This window comes from Carnobacterium sp. 17-4, assembly GCF_000195575.1.
Taxonomy (GTDB): domain Bacteria; phylum Bacillota; class Bacilli; order Lactobacillales; family Carnobacteriaceae; genus Carnobacterium_B.
Window position 1 is genome coordinate 2,482,515 of sequence record NC_015391.1, and the last position, 22,635, is coordinate 2,505,149.

The window sequence follows — 22,635 nt, forward strand, 5'->3', positions numbered from 1 at the left end:
TTCACTCCTCAGCTTTCAAATACCTTGATAGCAGCTGAAGTTCAAAAAGTACTTCCAAACTCTAAAGTATTGAAAGCTTTCAATACAACTTTTGCTGGAACTTTAACAAGCAAAACTATTGGTGAGGATTACCAAACAACTGTTTTAGTTGCAGATGACGACGCTGACGCTAAGAATCAAATTTTTGATGCTCTAGATGGTAGTGGTTTAGCAACTCTTGATGCTGATTCTTTGAAGAGAGCATGCGAATTGGAAGCTTTAGGATTCCTACAATTGACTCTAGATGGTTCTGAAAAATTAGCTGGAATGGTGGCTTTGGACTTTTTAATTAATTGTAAGTAATAGAAGCGTTCTACATTTTTGTAGAGCGCTTCTTTATTTGGATTCCATTTACAATCCAGATAAAAAAGGACTCTGCCGCTGTTTAATCAGTAGAGCCCTTTTTTTGATCAATACATGATTTCATTTATTGAATTAAATACTTGATCGTGATCTCTATATTTCTTCTTGCACGATAAAAGGTCATCTCTTAGTTTACGTAAATGTTTTTTTCAAGTGCTATCTTTTTTGCTTTTTTGGATTCTTACTTGGGGCTTCTTTGCTTCATTGACAAGCAATGCCATCCAACTAATCGAATTTCGCAGAGCAATCACAATCGTTTAGAAAGGAAAGGAAAAGAGCTATTTCATTTCGTTATTTTGCCAGCCCTGTTAAAAACCACATTAAATGATGCAAAAGACATCCACCGTTCAAAAGTTGAACGGTGGACATCTTTTGTGCCTCTATACAGAATATCTGGTAGTTATAAAGCGATGAAAGGGTTTTAGGACGAAAATGTCCCCTTGTTATTTGCTTTCAGGTTTAATTTTATTGGATGACAGCAAAAACACGGACGTTTTTCGTAATAAACGCCCTATTTTTATTTTTTAAAGGCGGTATACTTGGTAAGTACTGATCAGGAACCACAAAAATAGGATATAAAAATTAAAAGGAGGACAAAAGATGGTAAAGTTTATGAGTAGAATCCCGGCCGGAACATTTTTGGTCCCGATGATATTAAGCGCCCTCGTATATACGATATGGCCAAACTTATTTAGTAACCTTGGTGGAGTGACAGATGCTTTCCTTGGTGGGAGCGGAACAGCTTTTATAATAGGAATGCTGAGTTTTGTTTCGGGAATGGGCATTAATTTCAAAACGATTGGGAAACTCCTTAAACATCATGGAGTGTTATTGCTCGTGAAGTTCATTTTATGTGTAGTATTAGGCTTGTTATATGTTACATTCTTTGGACAATCGGGTATTTTTGGCATTAGTGCATTGGCTTTTATTGTAGCCCTTTGTAGTATTAATCCAGCTCTTTACATTTCACTGACAAAGGATTTTGGAGACGAAATCGACGTAGCTGCATTTGGATTAATAGGATTATTCGGAATCCCGGCAGCTCCAATGTTTATTTATGCGATTTCTGGTCAAGGTGCCATCGATTGGATGCCAATTATTTCAACAATCTTGCCACTTATTTTAGGGATTATTTTAGGTAATTTAGACAAAGACTTTCCGAAGTTGTTTGGTCCTGCAATTGGTGTACTGCTTCCGATACTTGGCTGGAACATTGGTCAAGGGATGAACTTGATTGAAGGAGTGCAATCCGGAGTTTATGGATTGCTTCTTGTTTTTGTATTCTATTTCTTCATGAGTCCGTTATATCTAACCGATAAGAATTTATTAAAGAAAGATGGAGTAGTAGGATTATCCATGACGTCTGTGGCAGGAGTTTCAGCGTCCTTCCCAGCAATCATTGCTCAAGCGAATCCTGCTCTATCTCCTTTTGTGGCAGGAGCCACAGCACAAATTGTTACGGCAACAATCATTACAGCCTTGCTGACACCTGTGCTTGTTCGTAAGGTATACAACAAAGAACACTCTGTCGTTTCTAAATAAATATTACTATGAAGAGGCTGGGACAAAACCTCCCAGTAGCTGAAAAACGGTAATTGCAAAAATGCAATTACCGTTTTTTGTCTATTCTAAGTAATTAAGTAAGTTCTTTAGATTAACTGATCTTTATTTTTCTATATTTCTTGAAATTATTGGCCCTAAAGGCGAAACCGATAGCTTGTCCAAAGCCCTTAAACCCATCTTGCTACTGGAAACCGAAAGCATTCTAGTGGTAAGATGAATTTCTGAACGACAGAGAAGAAAAACAGTGAGTGGAACGTTGAGTGAACGAGAGATTTTTGAGGACACTCAGCTGAATTACAACCCGTACAAAAGGAGTTGAACCAGATATGGAAAAGACAATAAAATCCAGTCGTATACCTTTACTCAGTCATTTAAGCCCGATTAGGTTTACTCCGAAACAAGCAAATGAACTTAGAGAGTACGAGTTCACGCAAAAAATCGCTGATGGACACCAAGTGCCAATTTACACATATACGGATAAAGACCATTACAAAAATTGCGGTTAGTTTAAAATTAGAACTCACATTCATCGACAAAATAACTAAAGAAGTGGTGGGTTATAGGATGACATTTTTTCGTTCTAAAATTAAAAGAAGCTCTTTAAACACTCCTTATTCGAGTGTTGAGAGCTTCTTAACAAAAAAAACCTATGAATGATTCAATTAAATAAAACTTATCTCTTAGTATTTGAAAAGGGATTTTTTATTCTTGTAGGGTTCCCTTTAGTTCTGCAGTTTTAGATGCGATTAAATCCATTAGCTCAGGAGACAAGGCATCGTAAGTAGGTAGTCCCATATTATTTAATTCTTTACGGATATCCGCCATGCTAGAAGCTGGTGTCCCTGTTTCGATTACAGATGAAACGAATGCTGCAAATTTTGGTGCAGACCATCCTTTTTCTTCTGATAATTCTGTATGAACAAAGTCTAAGCCGTAAAATGCATGATCCGTATTTTCTATACGGCCATACATATGAGCACCACAATCTTTACAATAATGTCTTTGAATTGCAGCTGTTTCATCAACTATTCCTAACTTATCTTCATTGCTAACAACTTCAACTGTATCACGAGAGACTACAGCCACTAAAGAAAATCTAGCATTTTCTGGTTTCCAACACTGAGAACAGCCACATGCATGATTGTGTAATGTTTGTGAAGCTACTTTAACTTCTACTTTATTTGACTCACATAGACACGTTAATGTTCCCCCAACGAATCCTTCTATTACTGGATAATCTTGAATTCCATTATCTAATCTTGGGTGTAATTTAATGTTTGTCATATACTTCACTCCTTGGTTTTATTATTTTTCAATTCATTCATATGAAACTCGAGATGCTCTTCTATAAATGTTGAAATTGTATAATAACTATGGTCATGTCCGTTTTGTATTCGAATATTTAACGGGTAATTACTTTCTTTCGCAGCTTCGACTAGCCTATAAGGCTCTAATTCTCTTTTATAGAACGGGTCTGCATCGCCTTGATCAATCAAGATTGGTATTTTTTCACCTGAATAGTGCTTCATTAATTCCAATGCATCCCATTCAGCCCAAGTTTCTTTATTCTTTCCGAGATAGTTTTCAAAAGCTTTTATCCCCCATGGTACTTGGCTAGGATTAACAATTGGTGCAAATGCTGTAATCGATTGGAATCGCTCTGGATTTCGTAATCCTAAAACCAATGCTCCGTGACCACCCATAGAATGACCTGAAATAAACTCATATCCATTCAAATGAAACTTATCCCGTACTAAAAAAGTTAATTCATGCATTATATAGTCATACATTTTATAGTGAGAAGCCCACGGTTCTTTAGTAGCATTGATATAAAAGCCTGCTCCTTGCCCTAAATCATAGTCTTCTGAGTCAGCTATATCTTCACCCCTCGGACTAGTATCCGGCATAATCATTGCTATTCCCAGACGTGCTGCTGCTCTTTGAGCTCCAGCTTTGTGAGTAAAATTATCATCATTGCACGTTAACCCTGACAGCCACCATAGCAAAGGCGGTTCAGGATATTTGTCTTTATTTGGTAAAAACAAGCTGAATGTCATCGGACAATCCAATAATTTAGAATTATGACGATACTTATACTGTACCCCGTCAAAAATACGATGTTCTTCGAGAAGTTCCATTTCTGACATGTCACTTCCTCCTCATTTCTTCTGTTGAAATCCACTTATCAAGGAATTTAGTTCTTAATAAGATAGAATAGTACGGATTGATTCACCTTTGTGTAACAGGTCGAATGCTTCATTGATATCTTTAAAATCTAAGTTGTGCGTAATAAATGAATCTAAATCAATTTCACCATTCATGAAATCTAAAACCATTCCTGGTAATTCAGTTCTTCCTTTTACTCCACCAAATGCTGACCCACGCCATACACGACCAGTAACTAATTGGAATGGACGTGTTTGGATTTCTTTGCCAGCACCTGCTACACCAAGAATAATACTTTCACCCCATCCTTTATGGCAAGATTCAAGTGCGGATCTCATTACATCAACGTTACCAATACATTCAAAGCTGTAATCTACACCACCATTTGTCATTTCTACAATAACTTCTTGGATTGGGCGATCATATTCTTTTGAATTAACAAAGTCAGTTGCGCCCATCTTTCTAGCTAATTCCCATTTGCTAGGATTTATATCTATTGCAATGATGCGTTTGGCATTTGCTTTCTTCAATCCTTGAATAGCGGCTAAACCAATTGCACCAAGACCGAATACAGCTGCTACAGCGCCCTCTTCAACTTTTGCAGTATTTTTAACCGCTCCCAGACCTGTAGTAACTCCACAACCAAGTAAAGCAATTTTGTCCAAAGGAGCATTTTCGTCAACTTTCACTAAGTTGATATCATTTACTACTGTGTACTCACTAAAAGTGCTGGTCCCCATATAATGATAAATCGGCTCTCCTTTATATGAAAAACGAGTCGTTCCATCAGGCATTAACCCTTTACCCTGCGTCTCACGGACTGCACTGCATAAATTTGTTTTGCCAGAAAGACAAAATTCACACTTTCCACATTCTGCTGTATAAAGTGGTATAACATGATCTCCTGGTTTTACAGAAGTGACATTTTTACCTATAGATTCAACTACTCCTCCACCTTCATGGCCTAAAATTGCTGGAAAAACTCCTTCTGGATCATTTCCAGACAATGTAAATGCATCTGTATGACAAACAGATGTATACAATATTTTAATTAATACCTCATTATCTTTTGGTTCTTCTACATCGATCTCAACAATTTTAAGTGGTTCATTTGGACCAAACGCTACTGCTGCTCTACTTTTCATATCTATACCCTCTTTCTTATAATCCTATTGTATTGTATACTGTTAGAAATGTTAATACTGACATTTTTGTCACTAATGAATTTAACAAATAATTCATTTTAAATATGAGAGGATATGATTAAGATGATTATTCATAAAGGAAAGGAATTTTATACGGATAAAGACCTGGCGCTGTCTGTGATTGGTGGCCGTTGGAAAGTCGCTATCGTCTGGGCCCTGTTGCAAGAAACTCCACTTCGTCTAAGTGAACTTCAAAGATTATTACCAGATGTCAATCAAAGAATGCTGATCCGTCAATTAAGAGAATTAGAAGAAGACAAAATTATCCAACGAACTGTTTATCCGGTCGTACCCCCAAAGGTTGATTACAAATTAACTGATATTGGCTTAAGCTTAGAGCCTATTGTAACAGCGATTTGTGATTGGGGAGAAACCTTCCATCAGTTTCTAGATTCAAAATAAAGTCGCTATCAACGCATTCCGTTCATAAACAGTCAATATAAAAAGGTATAAATGGTATTTTAGTTGACCAAATAACAGAGTGAACTAGGAAAATCATGATTAGGTAAATATTAGACTTATATATCGATTTTCAAAAAAAAAGCCACTCTTTTCTGTCATGTAAAGATGACAAAAAAGGGTGGCCTATTTTCATTTAATTATTTTTCTTCTTCTGCTAATTCTTCTTCAGAATCATAGCCTAGATCATCTAATGTTTCAGCCAATTTATCAGCTGGAATGGTTTGATCTTCGGTTGGTTCCGCCGGTGTACCATGAACATTTCCATGTGCTGATCCTGATTCATCGGAATCAGCATTCTTATGTTCTGTACCCGTTTTGTCCATGTAGTTTTCTTTTAAGTCTTGAGCTTTTTCTACTCCCTTTTCTTTCCACTCTTCCCCTTTTTCGATGCCAGTATCTTTTGCATCAATGAACTTATCTTTTATCTCTGTCCGTAATTCTTTCCCAGATTTGGGTGCAAACAATAACCCAGCTACCGCTCCTACTAGAGGTAAAATAATTAATTTTGCTAATCCCATTCGTTTTACTTTTTTGGGCATTGCTTTAGTGACTCCCTTAGCAAGTATCTTATCTGTCTTCATCTTTGATTTAGCTAGCTGATGTGTTGATGGAAGATAGTCTTTGGCCATATCAAATGCGTCATGTCCATAATCCTTACCCATATTGATTAATTTTGATGTTTTCATTTTATTCGTGCTCCTTTCAATTTTTGTTTCTCCATTTTGCCATCTACCTGTTGCATAAATATCTCTATAAACATCATATAACACAAAAGGTAATGTCCAAAACAAAAGGCATTAAGAATAAAAGAAAAATCTGCATTCCACTGTTTATACAGAGTCATCTTTTTTAGTGTCATGAAACCACTCCTTCTTCAATAGGGTAATTTCACCGGATAGTTTTTCAGAATAAGATACAAAAAATGCGGTACTTCATCCCAACAGACAGCTCAAAGGCAGGTTAGACATTTCCTCTGTAAAGATTTTTTTTATAAGAAATAAGGCCAACCACCTTGTTAGCAGTTGACCTCATACCTAGCCTATACGGCTTTGCTATTCAAACTTCATTTCGGTGAAGAGTTATATTTTCCCATTTAAAATAGTACATTGCCGAATTAATTTATTGCTGTTGACTTTTCACATATTCAGCAGCTTGCTGACCAGCTTGGCGTCCAAAAATAATAATTTCTGCAACAGAGTTTCCACCAATCCGATTATTCCCATGTAATCCTCCAACTAATTCACCAGCAGCGTATAAGCCTTCAATTGGTTGGCTATCTTTATTCAACACTTCGGTTTGAGTATTTATTTTTACGCCACCCATTGTGTAGTGAATTCCTGGAGCAATTTGTATCGCATAATAACTTGGTTTAGCTAAGGCATTTTCCATTGCAGTAGTGCGTTCAAATTCTTCATCTGTCTTACTAGCAACACTTTGATTCCATGTATCAATAGTGTTCTGTAATTGACTAGCAGGTACATCAATCTGCTCCGCTAACTCTTCTATATTTTTACCACTCACAACATACCCTTGTTTTTCATAAAAATCGATTGCTTTTGCTCGGTCACGTACTCCTTGATCAAAAACCAAGTAAGCCGATTCTTCCGGCAAATCAGTAATTGCTGCAGAAACTTTATCCCGCGTATTTAACTCATTAACAAATCGCTTTCCTTCTTGGTTTACGAGGATAGCTCCTTCGCCACGAACTACTTCGCCTATTAAGATCCCTTTGTCTTGTTGAACTGTGGGATGGATTTGTATTTGTTTCATATCGATCGTTTGTCCGCCTATATTTCCAATCATTGTAATGCCATCACCAGTACTACCCTTTTGATTAGTTGTTACATAATCTGATAAGTCTGGTCTAAATTCTTCAATCATTGCTTCACTTGCTCCAAACCCTCCGGTGGTAACGATAATCGCTTTACCTGTTAGAGTTTTAGGTTCTTCTCCATTGATTTCAACTGTTACTTCATTAATTTTGCCGTCGTTTTCCTTGATGTCCGTCACATCTGCATTTACAAATATTGGAATTTCTCGTTCATAAACATTTTTTAATAATCCTTCAACTAAATAACCACCAATTGCCGAACCATCTGATGGACGATGGGTTCTTTTTTGACTCATCCCACCAGTTATTGTTAAGTTATCTAATATGATCCCGTTCTCATCTAGCCAATCAATTGCTGCAGAAGAGTTATCCACAAAGTAACGTAATAACTCTTTATCATTAGTCCCCTGTCCGCCCTCTAACGTTTCTTCGTAAAAAGCATCATTGCTATCCTCAATGCCTTCCGCTTCTTGAACTTTGGTAGTTGAAGCATTCATACCACTTGATGATTTCGAAGTATTCCCTCCAGCAACCGGCATTTTTTCTAAGATAACTGGATTCAAACCAGCATCTTTTGCTTCAATGGCTGCAGTCATCCCAGCACCACCTCCACCAACAATAACGATGTCATAATTATCTTCTAATTCACTAATATCCGTATAAACCTGTTCTGAAGCCCCTGATTCGACTTCGGTTTCTTTAGCAGAGCTTTCTTCAGCTTCACTATCTTTTGATTGCTCATCTGCTTCAGATACTCCGCAGGATACCAAAAAAATACCAACACAAAACATAAGTACAACATACCAAAAAGAATTCTTTTTCATAATTTCCTCCTTAAAATCTATAAAACAAACTACCCTTAACAACTTTTCTATTTTAACACAGCATTTGTGAACAAACAATCAATCTTACCCCAAAACAATAATATACTATGAATAAAACATAATGAAAGAGACTAAAAACAGGTGTATTAGTCTTTTTTTCCAAATAAATAATTTGTTATTAATTGAACAAATTAACAAATAACCATTTTCAAATATTAAGATTTCCCTACCTTTCGGAAAGTGAAAAAAATACTCAGTAGATTTAATTTGTTTTCTCTAATCTACATATCTTTGCGTTGACTCCACTATGATTCCTTGACAGAATTAAAATATCCGATTTTTAACTATCATTTAAAATAATTTATCACTAAAAAAGTAAAATTTCTCGATGGCTATCATTCTATGTCCTCAATTGTAGCCCTGTTTGTTATGTTGATGATTGAAAAGGCTAAGCAGATACTTTTTAAAAAACAACATCTCAAGTTCAACTACTAGTGTTTCATTTTTTTCTAATCCATAAAACAGAAAAAACCTCTCCTTACATCTTTTGGCGTACACATTCTCAGTCATATCAATATACAAAGAAACAAGCCAGGTCTGCTCACAGCATTCCTTGACTTGTTTTAGTAACTCTATAGAAAAGCTTATTTTTCTTCCGTACTATTCCACTGAACAGTAGCTTTTGAACGTACACGTAGGGCTTCGGAATTTCCATCTGCTTTTTCCACTGCATCCGCCACTCCATCAATAAGGCTTTTTGAGGTTACCGTTGCTCCTGAGATAACATCCACTTGCAACGTTTGCCCGCTAATTATTTCCTCCGGTAACCGTTTAAAAACGGAAGTTGCAACGGCATCTGGCTGTTCTTGGCCGTCCAATTCTATTGCTAAAATTTTGGTATCTGAGAATGTTACTTTCATTAAGATACCATTTCCATCATGACCTTCAACAGAAGCAACATAGGTTCCAGGATTGAAAGTAATTTTTACATTTTGCAATTCTTTCAAATGTTCATATTTTTGTTCTTCAGCTTGCACATCTTTAATCATGAAATCCATCACGTCCCACAATGGTTCGGGGACATGCAACCGATTTTGTTCATTGATATCTGCAAAGTTTTTGATTTCTTTGCCTGCCTCTGCTTTTCCAACCCAATTTGGTTCGACCAAAAACGCTTTCCCAACGGCAACTAAATCATATCCTGCTTCAAGTGCAGCTTCTGCATTGCTGCGCTGACCAATTCCCCCTACACCGATGAGAGCAATCTGAGCTAACTCTTCCGACTGTTGTTCGGCATACTTCTTGAGCAGCAGCTGGCTGTCTTCTTTGTCTCTGATCGATGTTCGGTTCCATTTACCCATTGAAATATGGAAGTAATCCGGCTTCAATTTAGCTAAGCGGTTCAATAAGTACATCGTATCTTCAAAACGGATACCTGGCTCTTCAATTTCTTCTGGAGAGAATCGGTAACCCACAATAAAGTGCTCTGCTTGCAGTTTCTTTGCTTCCTCTTGTACGGCTTTCATCACTGCTTCCGGAAATTTAGCGCGTGCTTCCAGGTTGCCGCCCCATTTATCTTCGCGACGGTTCGAATGAGGAGAGAAAAATTGCTGAATCAAGTACGTATTGGCTCCGTGGATCTCAACTCCGTCAAATCCAGCTTCAATCGCGCGCCGAGTTGCGTCTGTAAAACATTGAATCATATTATCAATGTCCACTGGCATCATTTGACGGGGTGTGACAGCATCTGGTCGCAATGCTGCCACAGGACTAGCTGAGATGGGCGCAGCTCCGCCATTGAGTTCTGGAGCCGCCATCCGCCCAGCATGATAAATTTGTAAAATAGCTTTGGAACCTTTTTCATTGATCGCGCTAGCTAATTTTCGCAATTCTTTCACTTGAGAGTCTTTAGTGTTGCCTAAAGCCCCCGCAAATCCTCGTCCTTTGTCTTCCACAAATGAACTCTCCACAATAATTGCGCCTGCTTCTCCAGAACGATGGGCATAATAATCAATCATCTCTTGTGTGACTGTACCATCGAAATAGGCGGCTTGAATGGTCATTGGAGCCATCATAATGCGGTTTTTCAGTGTTGCTCCTGATTTCAGTTCTATTTCTTCGAATAGTTTGTTTGACATGTGTGTAGTCCTTTCCAGCGATTTAATGTATCTCTGTGTTTTTTTCTTCTTCCGTGTCAAGATGATCCTTACGATTTGGGATAACGAATAATACTACAACAGTTAAACCAAGTGTCAGCAACGCCAACATTACTTTAACTAGTTGAACCGGGGCAAGAAAAATTGATATGCTCATCAGAATATAAATATTCACCAGTATTTTCCATTTCTTATTTTTAGGAATGGTTTTCGTTTCAGCGTAATCTGATACGTATATTTGATATAATTTAGTCTTTTTTAGCCAATCGTTAAACTTGTTGGAACTGTGTGCAAAACAATAGCCAGATAACAAAAGAAATGGTGTGGTTGGCAGCACTGGTAGAATTACACCTGCTGAACCTAAAAGAAAAGAAAGGATTCCAACACTAATCAAAAAATGGCGTTTCATCTGCATCATTCCTTTTCTTCAACTAAACTGTAATGAATTCTTATCCCGGTCATTTCAATTCCATTTTTCGCGGGCAAACGGATTCGGTTCAGCTGGATTACTTAATTCACCACGACGGTTCGGTTCATTTATCGTATCAATAAAGGGCGTTCCGTTTTGGACGTATTCCATGAACCCGATACTTTCACCTCTACGATTGAAAACAGGAACATAGGAAACAAAAATTTTGCGATCTCCATCTTTTCGTGTGAACCAATGCGTTTCGCTCTTGCGTGTCCCATCTGCCAGTTCTCCAGCTAATTTGCCAACAAATTCACGCACATGAGGCGGATGACAATCAATAAAGTGGCTTCCTAAACTCGCTTGAGAGCGATGAAACTCATGATGATCTTCGTTGAAATATTGAAAGCGCAAATCCGGTCCGACAAATGTAATCTCAACTGGTAGCGCATTCAAAACAGCTTCAATTTGTTCAATTGTCAGGGATCCTCCTCTAAATTGGATACGCGGTTCTAAGTCTTCCAACTTTGGTTCAGCTTCCGGATCAATCTCACCTCTAGCTATACCTAAAGCGTAATCCAACGCTTCTTGTGCTCCGCGTGAAGAAAAGGTTGCACCTGAAATCGTGTCAATTTGAGAAGATTGACTTCGTAAAATACTAGTAATAATCTCATCCATCGCTTTACCACCGATATCAGGAGTTTCTTTTCCTTGGTACTCAATTTTTTCAATCTTATTTTCACTTACTGTTACATTCAGATTAATTTCACCTTTATACCCATCTCCGTTTCCGCTATATGTTCCGGATGTGAAATGATGATCAATCGTCCCTGTGACTTCATTAAATTCACCGTCAATAGGTGCTCGTTCACCCCGCGCCACTCCTAACGCATAATCTACGGCCCGCAAAGTACCTTCTGAAGCGTATGTCGCGCCAGAAACTGTATCAATTTCTATTGATTGTCGTTTAATAATTTCTTCTACCATTTTCGCAACGGCTACCCCACCTTTATTAGGTGTCTCATTTTCAGAATAATCAATTTTTAAAATTTTTTCCTCGTCTACTTTTACATCCACATTAATATAATCATGGTACCCAGTTGCTCTTCCTTTGTACGTTCCCGGTTTAAGATTATTCATGTTAGCCTCCTTAATATTGTTATTAATTTCACAATTCATTTTTACATTCTTAGTATAAGTAGAAAAACATTTAAAAAAATTGATCTAAATCAATTATTTAAGATTTATAGAAAAAATCTTAAATAATTTTTAGAGTATGTTAAAATGCAAACATCTACACCATATGGGCTTTTCAAATTTATAGATAGGCGGGTGAAACAAATTAAACAGAAAATTATCAACCGAATGGGGACGCGAATTAGCCTTTCCATCGTGCATCCGGAGGCAGAAAAACTATTGGAGAAAGCTAGCCACCTGCTGACAGACTACGAAGCACGATTCAGCGCGAACAATCTTAAAAGTGATTTAATGACAGTGAACCAACAAGCAGGAGTACAGCCAGTTCCTGTTGATTTAGATTTATATGAGTTAATTCAAATCGGTAAGGACTATAGTTTGTCTTCTAACCTTGCGCTAAACATCACAATCGGACCACTCGTTAAACTATGGAAAATTGGCTTTACAGGCGCGCGTGTACCAGAACAAAAAGAAATCGAAGAACGGTTAAAGCTACTTGATCCAACTGACATTGAATTGGATGTGGATAAAAAAACCGTATACTTAACAAAAAAAGGAATGGAAATAGATCTCGGTGCCTTAGCAAAGGGGTATTTTGCCGATAAACTCAAAAGTTTTTTTCAAAATGAAGGCGTACAAAGTGGTTTAGTGGATTTGGGCGGAAATGTGCTGACTATTGGGGAAAATCCAAAATATGAAGATGGCTATTGGCGTGTAGGTATTCAAAAGCCTTCACCGGTACGTGGGGATTTAGTGGGAGCCATATTAGTAAAAGACAAATCAGTGGTTACCTCTGGCGTTTATGAACGCTCCCTTAAGGTAAACGGAAAAAAATACCACCACATTTTTGATTCAACAACAGGTTACCCGGTTGAAAATGAACTAGCCAGTGTAACCATAGTTTCGGATAAATCTATTGACGGAGAATTATGGACCACCCAGTTGTTTATGCTCAGTCCCACTGAGGCTATCCATTATATCGACAACATTCCTGGCATCGAAGCTCTTATTATCACAAAAGACCACGATGTGAAAATGACACACGGTATCGCACCGTATGTTGTTTTATTTTAAGAACTTATTGATATAAAAGAATTTTGTAAAATAGATTCTAATACAGACTTAATAATTTCAGCAAGAATAAAAAGCCAAGATATTTGAATTCTTGGCTTTTGAGTTATCTAGCTTATTTTTACAATCTACTAAAAGATTCAAAATAGTAAAATGCTTTAGTAACTGGATTGTTTTTCTGCAGTGATCTTATTTTGTAAACTGGATGGCTTTTTCCCCGATGTCGAAACGATAGAACGTAAGCGCTATTGGATTATTCGTTAAGTAGTGGTATGCCTTGTCTTTGGCTTCTTGTAGCGTTGAACCTTGTGCTGCAACAAATAAAATACGCCCTCCATCAGAAACAAGACTGCTTTCCTCTTTCTTCATACCCGCAGTATAAATAGTACAACCTGAACCTGCTGTAGTCATTTGCGGTAACGGAATATCTTTTATCGTATTTTCAGGATAACCTTCAGCTGCAACAACAACACCCAGCGTGTAGCGGTCCGTGTGCATTTTGATAACTGGATCTTTTTCATTTAAGATATCATCAATCACTTGTGCCAAATCAGAATCCAGCTGGTTCAAAATGACTTGGGTTTCAGGATCACCAAACCGGGCATTAAACTCGATAACCTTCAGACCCTTTTTTGTCATCATCAATCCAGCGTAGATAACCCCTTTGAACGGACATGATTCAGCAACCATTGCATTCACAGTTGGTTTTATGACCGTCTCCAAAACTTCTTGAATCAAGGATTCAGAAACTTGCGGTACTGGAGAATAAGCACCCATACCACCCGTATTCGGTCCTTTATCTCCATCATAGGCCCGTTTATGATCTTGGGCAACACCGGCATAATAATAGTTCGTTCCATTTACAAGCGCAAATAAAGAAAATTCTTCACCCTCGAGGTATTCTTCAATAACCACTTTTGGTTTCCCCGCTGCGTACTTCCCTTTCACTAACATCTCACTTAAAGCATCTGTAGCTTCCCTCATAGTCATCGCAACGACTACACCTTTTCCGGCTGCTAACCCATCTGCTTTGATGACAATTGGTACACCGTTTTTTTCCACATAAGCTAAAGCCACATCATGGTCTTCAAATATTTCATACGTTGCGGTTGGAATAGCATATTTTTTCATCAATTCTTTTGCAAATTGTTTTGAGCATTCTAAGTCTGCTGCTTTTTTGCTTGGTCCAAAGACTTTTAATCCAGCTCTATCAAATGCATCTACTAATCCTTCAAACAAAGCTATTTCCGGTCCAACAAACGTCCAAGTAATTTTTTCTGATTTCGCAAAATGAATCAACGCTTGATGATCATTTTCTGCAATGTTAACCAATTGGATGCCATCATTTTCCATCCCAATATTTCCTTTAGCACAATAAACAGTTTCCACTAATGAGCTTTCTTTGAATTTTTTTGCGATGGCATGCTCACGGCCGCCACTACCAATAACAAGAAGTTTCATCTACGAAATCCTCCAACTTTTTTATTAGATCAATCATTTTCTGCTGTAGTTCGGATTTGTTCAGTAATGCGTTGCATTCTAATCTATTTTTTAATGTCTGAAGTGACGTACACTTGTTTTTAGCATGGTCATTCCATATCTATTCGCCATTTCAATAGACTCTTTATCTTTGATGCTTCCACCTGGTTGAATAATTGCCTTGATGCCATGTTGTGCTGCGTATTCCACACTATCATTCATAGGAAAGAAAGCATCACTAGCCAGTACAGCACCTTCTATAGCGTTACTCGCTTCAGCCTGCTCGATGGCAATCTTAACGGCTCCGATTCGATTCATTTGACCAGCCCCAATTCCAACGGTCTGTTTGCTATTTGCCAGAACGATAGCATTGCTCTTTACGTGCTTAACTATTTTCCAGGCAAAATCCATAGCTTTCATTTCCTCTTCGGTTGGTTTACGGTTCGTCAGTACTTCCCAGTTAGCCGCTGTATCTTCGGTACTGATATCTTGTGTTTGTTCCAATATACCGCCCAACACAGAAACAACTTCTTTGCCGCCTACTTTTGCAGTTGAGAAATCCAAGGTCATAATCCGAACATTTTTTTTCTTTGATAAAATAGCTAACGCTTCTTTTGTATAACTTGGCGCAAGAACGATTTCCAAAAACATACTATTCAGCTTTTCTGCTGTCACATGATCCAATTGACGATTGGCAACTACGATTCCTCCGAAGATTGAGACTGGATCAGCTGCGTAACAGCGATCAAAAGCCTCTTCAATCGTTTCAGCAATACCCACTCCACAGGGGTTCATATGCTTGACAGCAACCACTGCCGGTTCATCAAATTCGCGTATGATACGAATAGCAGCGTCTGCGTCTTTAATGTTATTGTACGATAATTCTTTTCCATGTAATTGACGAGCATTTGCAATCGAGAATGGTACAGTAAGCGACTCTTGGTAGAACGTAGCGACTTGATGTCCATTTTCACCATAGCGTAGTTTTTGTTTCAAATCATAGGTCAACGTTAATTTTTCAGGTTCTTTTTCACCAACACTAGTGGTCAAATATTGCGCAATCAATGCATCATAGCTCGCGGTGTGGCGGAAGACTTTTGCAGCTAAAGCTTGACGTGTTTCAATCGTTGTTGCTCCTTTTTCTTCCAACTCACTGATGACATTACTATAATCAGCTGGATCCGTTAAAACAGTCACACTCGCATAGTTTTTAGCTGCACTGCGCAGCATACTTGGGCCGCCAATATCAATATTTTCAATGGCCTCTTCTAAAGAAACATCCTTTTTGCTGATCGTTTCTTTAAATGGGTACAGGTTTACCACCACAAAATCAATCGGTATGATCTTGTGTTTTTCCATTGCCGACATGTGTTCAGGTAGATCACGTCTCCCCAATAAACCACCATGGATAAGTGGATGCAAGGTTTTGACACGACCACCCATCATTTCTGGAAATCCAGTCACGTCTTCAACAGAAACGGTCGGGACACCGGCATCTTCTAATACCTTCTTGGTTCCACCAGTTGAAACAATTTCGATGCCTTTTGCCACTAATGCTTGTGCAAATGGTACAATACCTGCTTTGTCTGAAACGCTGATTAATGCTCTTGTCACTCTACGCCACTCCTCAATTTTTATTCACTCTTTTTAATGGTTTTATTTTCAATCACTTTTTGAATGACCTGCGGAAAAAGACGGTGTTCTACCTGATGTATTCTGATCTCCAGAGAGTCTAGTGTATCTTCAGGTAAAATAGCCACCTTCTCTTGTGCGATAATCGGTCCAGTGTCCACCCCTTCATCAACAAAGTGTACCGTCACACCAGTTTCCTTTTCGTTTGCTTCAAATACGTCTTGAATGCTGCTTTTACCAGGATAATGTGGCAATAATGAAGGATGGATATTCAAGATACGATTTGCATAAGCCATTAGCAATGTCGGTCCAATAATTCTCATGTATCCTGCCAATACAATCAAATCAACCGCATTTAGTTCAAGTTGTTTCAATAGTTCAGACTCATAGACTGCTCGATTCTCGTAGTTTTTCGGACTGAAGACCTTAAAAGGGATACCCATTTCTTTTGCGCGTTCTATGACATAGGCTTTCGGATTGTCGCAAAACAGGAAGCAAATGGTTGCATCGACTTGTTTGGAGGCGATCGCCTCTGCTATCGCTTGGAAATTAGAACCATTTCCTGAAGCAAATACAGCTATTCTCATAGTTGCTTCTCTTTCAAAATGACCTTTTCCTCTGATTCCTTTGAAAGTACCGAACCGATCACATAGCCTTTTTCGTTGTTCTCTGCAAGAATGGCTAATACTTCAGGTACTTTTTCAGGAGCAACAGATAAAACCATGCCAATTCCCATGTTGAATATTTCATACATGTCAACTTCTGGAATTTTACCGATTGTTTGCATCGTTTGAAAGATTGGCAACACTGGCCAGCTCCCTAACTGAATTTGAGCTTGCATGTTTTCAGGAAGCATCCGCGGAATATTCTCAACGAATCCGCCCCCTGTGATATGTGCAACACTATGAAGCAAGTGCTTTTTTATCAATGGCAGTAAAGCATTAACGTAAATTTTTGTTGGCGTCAATAAAATATCGCCCAACTCTTGATTACCCAATCCAGGCACTTTATCCGTTAATCTATACGCATGATCTTTAAAGAAAATTTTTCGTACTAACGAATAACCATTTGAATGGATTCCCGTTGAAGGTAGCCCAATCAAAGTATCTCCTTCTTTGACTAATGCAGCGGACAATAAAGCATCTTTTTCAGCAATACCAACTGTAAATCCAGCCAAATCAAAATCTTCTGGATCATACATATCCGGCATTTCAGCTGTTTCACCACCAATTAAAGCTGCTCCCGATTGGACACACCCTTCTGCTACACCAGCTACAATTTGCTCGATTTTTTCAGGATGGTTTTTCCCGACCGCAATATAATCTAAGAAATAAAGAGGTTCTGCACCCTGTGCCACAACATCATTGACACACATCGCGACACAATCGATTCCAATCGTGTCCCATTTGCCAGATTCAATGGCCAACATTAATTTTGTACCAACGCCGTCTGTCCCAGATATAAGAACGGGTTTTTTATAGTTGAGCTCACCAAGATCAAAATGACCGCCGAATCCACCGATTTCACCAAAAACACCCGATCGTTTCGTACGGTTGACATGTTTTTTGATGCGTTTGACTGTTTCATAACCCGCTGTGACATCTACACCCGCTTTCGCATAGGCATTTCCCATCATTACCCTCCCCTAAGATTTTCTTTTTGAATTTCGGTCATATTCTTTAGGTAGTCTTCTTCATAGTCGTACAGTCCTGCTGGATAATCCCCATTGAAACTGTCCATGCATAAACCTGAGTAAGGACTATCAAATTTCAATCCAATGGAATTAATTAGGCCTTCTTGGCTGAGAAATGACAAACTGTCTGCTCCGATAGACTCACACATTTCAGGAACTGTCATTCTTGCAGCAATCAATTCAGCTGACTTGCTAATGTCGATTCCGTAAAAACTTGGATACATCAAAGGGGGAGAAGCGATGCGAACATGGACTTCTTTTGCTCCGGCTTCTTTCAATAACGTGACGATTCGTTTACTTGTTGTACCTCGGACGATCGAGTCATCTACCATGACAACAATTTTCCCTTGCACGACTCCTTTGACGGCGGATAACTTCATTTTCGCACCCAATTCGCGCAGTTCTTGTGTCGGTTGGATAAAAGTGCGCCCTACATATTGATTCTTAATAAGCCCCATCTCATAAGGTATACCGCTCTCTTCAGCATAACCGCTAGCTGCGGATAATGACGAGTTAGGAACGCCAATAACGATATCTGCATTCACCATAGGGGATTCTAGCGCCAACCGCTTTCCCATTCTTTTGCGAGCCGTATGTACATTCACACCCGCTATGTTTGAATCTGGTCGAGCAAAATAAATATATTCCATTGCCGCAATGGAAATACTGGTATCCTCTGTGTATTTATCAATCGTTAAGCCATTGCGATCAATAATTGCTAACTCACCGGCATTAACATTACGGACAAACTCTGCACCAATTGTATCTATTGCACACGTTTCACTTGCCATCACATAGGCACCATTTGGCAATCGTCCAATCACAAGTGGGCGTAAAGAGTTCGCATCAACAGCACCGAACATTTTTTCATCCGTCATAAGCACATAAGTGAAACCACCTTTTACAAGGTTCAGGCTTTCCTTTATTTTATTGATCAACGTGTCTTTCTGGCTACGTCTAATGAGATGGATCAACACTTCCGTATCTGATGTCGAATGAAAAATTGCTCCATCTTCTTCCAGATTACGTCGCAAGCTCTTGGCATTCACCAAGTTTCCATTGTGACAGATCGCGATATCTAAATCGAAAAAATGATACAAGAAAGGCTGTACGTTTTCGATGCTATTCTGTCCAGATGTGGAATAGCGCACGTGTCCGATAGCACGATCTCCTGACAGCCGTTTAAGATCGTCTCCATTTTTGAAGACTTCACTAATCAACCCAAGATTGCGATGGACCAATAGTTTCCCATTATCACAAGAAACAATTCCAGCTCCTTCTTGTCCGCGGTGCTGTAAACTATGCAATCCAAAATAAGTCAGTTGGCTAGCACTTGGATCTCCCCAAATACCAAACACCCCACACTCTTCATTTAAACTTTTTGTTTCAGCAAACACGGGATAGCCTCCTGCCATTTCATTTCTACCTCTTTTATGGACAACGTAATTGTTTCGTTTTCAGTAGCTATTTTTGCCAGTCCATTATTTTTCACTGTCCCGATTTCTGTTGCAGTCGATTTGACTAGCGCTTTAAATGCAAGGACATTTTCAGGTTTGACTGTTAAAATAAAACGCGATTGAGTTTCGCTGAACAACCATTTTTTATCCATCTCAACTGTTACCTCGAACCCCAATGCCGTATCAAAGACGCTCTCCATCAAACCGACAGCCAATCCACCTTCTGATAAATCGTGTGCACTTTCAATCAATCCAGCCTGGATGGCTTTCAAAACAGTGTCTTGGTTCCCTTTTTCGGTCGTCAAGTCGAAGTCCATTAGTTTCCCTTCGATTTTTCCCAATTCTAATTTTTGTAATTCGGAACCATTAAAATCTGCTTTTGTATCGCCAATGATGAAAATTCGGTCATCAGCATTTTTGAATGCTTGGGTCGTGATATGCTCGCAATCTTCTATCAAACCGACCATGCCGATCAATGGTGTCGGATAAATAGCTTCGCCATCCGTTTCATTGTAGAGCGATACATTACCCGAAATCACTGGGGTACCCAATAAATGACAGGCTTCTGATATGCCATCTGCAGAAGTGCTTAATTCCCAGAAAATTTCAGGTTTGTCAGGATTTCCGTAGTTCAGACAATCTGTGATAGCCAACGGTCTTCCTCCACTAGCCACAATATTACGCGCGGCCTCTGATACTGCCATCTGTCCACCAATTTCAGGATTTAAATAGATGTAACGACTATTACAATCAGTCGTCATCGCGATTGCTTTTTCAGTTCCTCGTATGCGCATAACGGCGGCATCACTTCCTGGTCCCACAACTGTGCTCGTACGGACCATCGAATCATAGGTTTGGTAAATGTTTTTCTTTGAAGCAAGCGTTGGTTGTTGCAACAACTTAACCAGTGTTTCTGCAGCAGACGTAAAGGTTGGCTGATAGTCAGCCATTGCAGCAAATAACGCAATGCGCTCAGGCTCTTGCATCGGTTTAAGGTATTCTGGTGCATCCTCTGCTAAAGCATCAACTGGTACATTAGCTACTTCTTTTCCATCATGAAATAGACGATACAACCCATCATTTGTGACTTCCCCGATAGTAACAGCTGCTAATTCATATTTTTCAAACAACTCAATAATCCGTTGTTCTTCGCCTTTCTTGACACACAACAACATCCGCTCTTGCGATTCAGAAAGCATGATTTCATAAGGGGTCATATGTGTTTCGCGTTGTGGGACATCATCCAAATTTAAAATCAATCCACTACCCGCTTTTGAAGCCATTTCAGCACTTGATGAAACAAGCCCTGCAGCTCCCATATCCTGGATTCCGATTAATGCATCAGAATAATCATAAATGCATTCTAGACAAGCTTCCATCAATAGTTTTTCCATAAATGGATCTCCCACTTGGACAGCAGAACGTTGCGCTTCTTCTTCCTCTTTGAATTCAACAGATGCAAACGTCGCTCCATGAATACCATCACGTCCCGTTTTTGCGCCCACATACATAATTGTGTTCCCAGTCCCTTTAGCTTGCCCTTTTTGGATATCTTTTTGGTCGATCAAGCCTACACACATTACATTCACCAAAGGATTGCCTTTGTAACAAGGATCAAAAACAGTTTCTCCACCCACCGTTGGAATACCGATACAATTACCGTAACCACTCACTCCAGCTACAACTTCTTCGAAAATATATTTTGTATGTTCGTTGTCTAACTCACCGAAACGCAAAGAGTCAAGAATCGCGATTGGACGAGCTCCCATACTAAAAATATCGCGAATAATACCTCCAACACCAGTCGCAGCTCCTTCGTATGGCTCAACCGCAGATGGGTGATTATGGCTTTCTACCTTAAAGACCACCGCTTGCCCATCACCAATGTCAACAATCCCCGCACCTTCACCAGGTCCTTGCAACACTTGTGTTCCTGAAGTAGGAAATTTCCGCAAAATCGATTTTGAGTTTTTATAAGAGCAATGTTCACTCCACATAACAGAAAACAATCCCGTCTCGGTGTAGTTCGGTAAACGGTGCAAAATATCCTCACTGATAATGGTGTACTCTTCGTCAGTTAATCCCCATTCACGATAGACTTCTAACTCTTTTACTTGTTCGGGTGTTGGTTCCAAAAAAACCATCATTGACACAGCTCCTTCTGATAATTTTTATACATAGACTGGAATAATTTCAATCCATCACTTGAACCCAATAACGCTTCAACAGCTCGTTCAGGATGAGGCATCATACCCAATACGTTTCCTTGCTCATTGATAATGCCCGCTATATTTTCGATGCTTCCATTTGGGTTATCATTCGCATACGTAAAAACAATTTGATTGTTGTCCTTCAATTGCTGTAACGTTTCTTTATCACAATAGTAATTCCCCTCACCGTGTGCGATAGGTACAGTAATGATTTCTCCTCGTCCGTAGCCTGATGTAAATGATGTATGTCCATTTTCTACTTTTAGATTTTGTTGCTTAGAGATGAATTTCAGCGATTCATTGCGCCGTAACGCTCCCGGTAATAAACCCGCTTCTGTCAAAATTTGAAATCCATTACATGCTCCAAAAACAGGCTTTCCCTCTTCAGCAAATCGAATCACTTCAGCCATAATAGTGGAAAATCGGGCAATAGATCCTGTACGCAAGTAATCGCCGTAAGAGAATCCTCCTGGGAGTAATACTGCATCGAACCCTTGCAAGCTGCTCTCATAGTGTTGAACATATTCCGCGTCAACCCCAAGACTATCTTTTACAGCTGTATACATGTCTAAGTCGCAATTGGATCCAGGAAAAACAATGATGGCAAATTTCATTACATTCCAACCTCCTGAATATCATACCGGTATGTTTCCATTACTACATTTGCTAGAAGTTTGTCACAGATTTCTTCAATTACGTGCTCGATATCCTTTTCATCTTCAGAAACTTGGATTTCAAAATATTTTCCAATACGAATATTTTCAATTGATTCATATCCCATGCGATGAACCGCACCTTTGACTGCTTCCCCTTGCGGATCTAGAACGGAGTCTTTATAAGTGACATAAACGGTTACCTTATACACGATTGAAACGCCT

General features: G+C 38.9%; 20 protein-coding genes. 4 read left to right on the top strand and 16 right to left on the bottom strand.

Features of this window, described 5'->3' with window-relative positions; all coding sequences use genetic code 11:
• Window positions 1–24: 24 nt before the first annotated feature.
• Window positions 25–342 (top strand): oxidoreductase, encoded by a 318-nt coding sequence (locus tag CAR_RS11765; RefSeq protein WP_013711960.1) that lies wholly within the window; start codon window positions 25–27, stop codon window positions 340–342.
• A gap of 660 nt (window positions 343–1,002) precedes the next feature.
• Window positions 1,003–1,944, top strand: a complete 942-nt coding sequence (locus CAR_RS11770; protein WP_041556689.1) for a 2-keto-3-deoxygluconate permease — start codon at window positions 1,003–1,005, stop codon at window positions 1,942–1,944.
• A gap of 723 nt (window positions 1,945–2,667) precedes the next feature.
• Here the strand turns inward: CAR_RS11770 and gfa are convergent.
• The 3 genes from gfa to CAR_RS11790 all read right to left on the bottom strand — a co-directional run bounded on the left by gfa (window position 2,668) and on the right by CAR_RS11790 (window position 5,276).
• Complete coding sequence (gene gfa / locus CAR_RS11780) at window positions 2,668–3,249, bottom strand: S-(hydroxymethyl)glutathione synthase (protein ID WP_013711962.1); 582 nt, start codon at window positions 3,247–3,249, stop codon at window positions 2,668–2,670.
• A 5-nt stretch (window positions 3,250–3,254) separates the two neighbouring features.
• Window positions 3,255–4,103: an S-formylglutathione hydrolase gene (gene fghA / locus CAR_RS11785; protein ID WP_041557015.1), complete on the bottom strand. Its 849-nt coding sequence runs from the start codon at window positions 4,101–4,103 to the stop codon at window positions 3,255–3,257.
• Window positions 4,104–4,166: 63 nt separating this feature from the next.
• Window positions 4,167–5,276: an S-(hydroxymethyl)glutathione dehydrogenase/class III alcohol dehydrogenase gene (locus CAR_RS11790; RefSeq protein ID WP_013711964.1), complete on the bottom strand. Its 1,110-nt coding sequence runs from the start codon at window positions 5,274–5,276 to the stop codon at window positions 4,167–4,169.
• 123 nt (window positions 5,277–5,399) lie between these two features.
• Here CAR_RS11790 and CAR_RS11795 point away from each other — a divergent pair, with 123 nt between their 5' ends.
• On the top strand, window positions 5,400–5,738 hold the full coding sequence (locus CAR_RS11795; protein WP_013711965.1) for a winged helix-turn-helix transcriptional regulator: 339 nt from the start codon (window positions 5,400–5,402) through the stop codon (window positions 5,736–5,738).
• A gap of 197 nt (window positions 5,739–5,935) precedes the next feature.
• On the opposite strand, the gene CAR_RS11800 is transcribed toward CAR_RS11795, so the two are convergent.
• From CAR_RS11800 to CAR_RS11820, 5 genes are all read right to left on the bottom strand, one after another.
• On the bottom strand, window positions 5,936–6,484 hold the full coding sequence (locus CAR_RS11800; protein ID WP_148229430.1) for a YtxH domain-containing protein: 549 nt from the start codon (window positions 6,482–6,484) through the stop codon (window positions 5,936–5,938).
• Window positions 6,485–6,917: 433 nt separating this feature from the next.
• The gene (locus CAR_RS11805; RefSeq protein ID WP_041556693.1) at window positions 6,918–8,453 is read right to left on the bottom strand and encodes a flavocytochrome c; all 1,536 of its coding nucleotides are present in this window, start codon (window positions 8,451–8,453) and stop codon (window positions 6,918–6,920) included.
• 644 nt (window positions 8,454–9,097) lie between these two features.
• The gene (locus tag CAR_RS11810) at window positions 9,098–10,591 is read right to left on the bottom strand and encodes an oxidoreductase (RefSeq protein ID WP_013711968.1); all 1,494 of its coding nucleotides are present in this window, start codon (window positions 10,589–10,591) and stop codon (window positions 9,098–9,100) included.
• A gap of 22 nt (window positions 10,592–10,613) precedes the next feature.
• Window positions 10,614–11,018 carry a YbaN family protein gene (locus tag CAR_RS11815; protein WP_041556695.1) on the bottom strand — a complete coding sequence of 135 codons (405 nt, stop codon included), beginning with the start codon at window positions 11,016–11,018 and terminating at the stop codon, window positions 10,614–10,616.
• A gap of 54 nt (window positions 11,019–11,072) precedes the next feature.
• Complete coding sequence (locus tag CAR_RS11820; protein ID WP_013711969.1) at window positions 11,073–12,158, bottom strand: FMN-binding protein; 1,086 nt, start codon at window positions 12,156–12,158, stop codon at window positions 11,073–11,075.
• A gap of 225 nt (window positions 12,159–12,383) precedes the next feature.
• Here CAR_RS11820 and CAR_RS11825 point away from each other — a divergent pair, with 225 nt between their 5' ends.
• Window positions 12,384–13,289, top strand: coding sequence for an FAD:protein FMN transferase (locus CAR_RS11825; RefSeq protein WP_041557017.1), 906 nt, complete (start codon window positions 12,384–12,386; stop codon window positions 13,287–13,289).
• A gap of 186 nt (window positions 13,290–13,475) precedes the next feature.
• Here CAR_RS11825 and purD read toward each other — a convergent pair whose 3' ends face one another.
• From purD to purS, 8 genes are all read right to left on the bottom strand, one after another.
• Complete coding sequence (purD, locus tag CAR_RS11830; protein WP_013711971.1) at window positions 13,476–14,747, bottom strand: phosphoribosylamine--glycine ligase; 1,272 nt, start codon at window positions 14,745–14,747, stop codon at window positions 13,476–13,478.
• 90 nt (window positions 14,748–14,837) lie between these two features.
• A complete protein-coding gene (purH, locus tag CAR_RS11835; protein WP_013711972.1) occupies window positions 14,838–16,379 on the bottom strand; it encodes a bifunctional phosphoribosylaminoimidazolecarboxamide formyltransferase/IMP cyclohydrolase in 1,542 nt (513 codons plus the stop codon).
• A 20-nt stretch (window positions 16,380–16,399) separates the two neighbouring features.
• Entirely contained in the window at window positions 16,400–16,984 is a 585-nt protein-coding gene (gene purN / locus CAR_RS11840; RefSeq protein ID WP_013711973.1) for a phosphoribosylglycinamide formyltransferase, read from the bottom strand.
• Entirely contained in the window at window positions 16,981–18,030 is a 1,050-nt protein-coding gene (gene purM / locus CAR_RS11845; RefSeq protein ID WP_041556697.1) for a phosphoribosylformylglycinamidine cyclo-ligase, read from the bottom strand. The genes purN and purM overlap by 4 nt, the downstream gene beginning before the upstream one ends.
• Window positions 18,031–18,032: 2 nt before the next feature.
• Window positions 18,033–19,487 (bottom strand): amidophosphoribosyltransferase, encoded by a 1,455-nt coding sequence (purF, locus tag CAR_RS11850; RefSeq protein WP_013711975.1) that lies wholly within the window; start codon window positions 19,485–19,487, stop codon window positions 18,033–18,035.
• Window positions 19,463–21,691: a phosphoribosylformylglycinamidine synthase subunit PurL gene (purL, locus tag CAR_RS11855; RefSeq protein ID WP_013711976.1), complete on the bottom strand. Its 2,229-nt coding sequence runs from the start codon at window positions 21,689–21,691 to the stop codon at window positions 19,463–19,465. Before purL ends, purF begins: the two co-directional genes overlap by 25 nt.
• Window positions 21,691–22,371, bottom strand: a complete 681-nt coding sequence (gene purQ, locus CAR_RS11860; protein WP_013711977.1) for a phosphoribosylformylglycinamidine synthase subunit PurQ — start codon at window positions 22,369–22,371, stop codon at window positions 21,691–21,693. Before purQ ends, purL begins: the two co-directional genes overlap by 1 nt.
• Window positions 22,371–22,622: a phosphoribosylformylglycinamidine synthase subunit PurS gene (gene purS / locus CAR_RS11865; RefSeq protein WP_013711978.1), complete on the bottom strand. Its 252-nt coding sequence runs from the start codon at window positions 22,620–22,622 to the stop codon at window positions 22,371–22,373. Before purS ends, purQ begins: the two co-directional genes overlap by 1 nt.
• Window positions 22,623–22,635 lie beyond the last annotated feature (13 nt).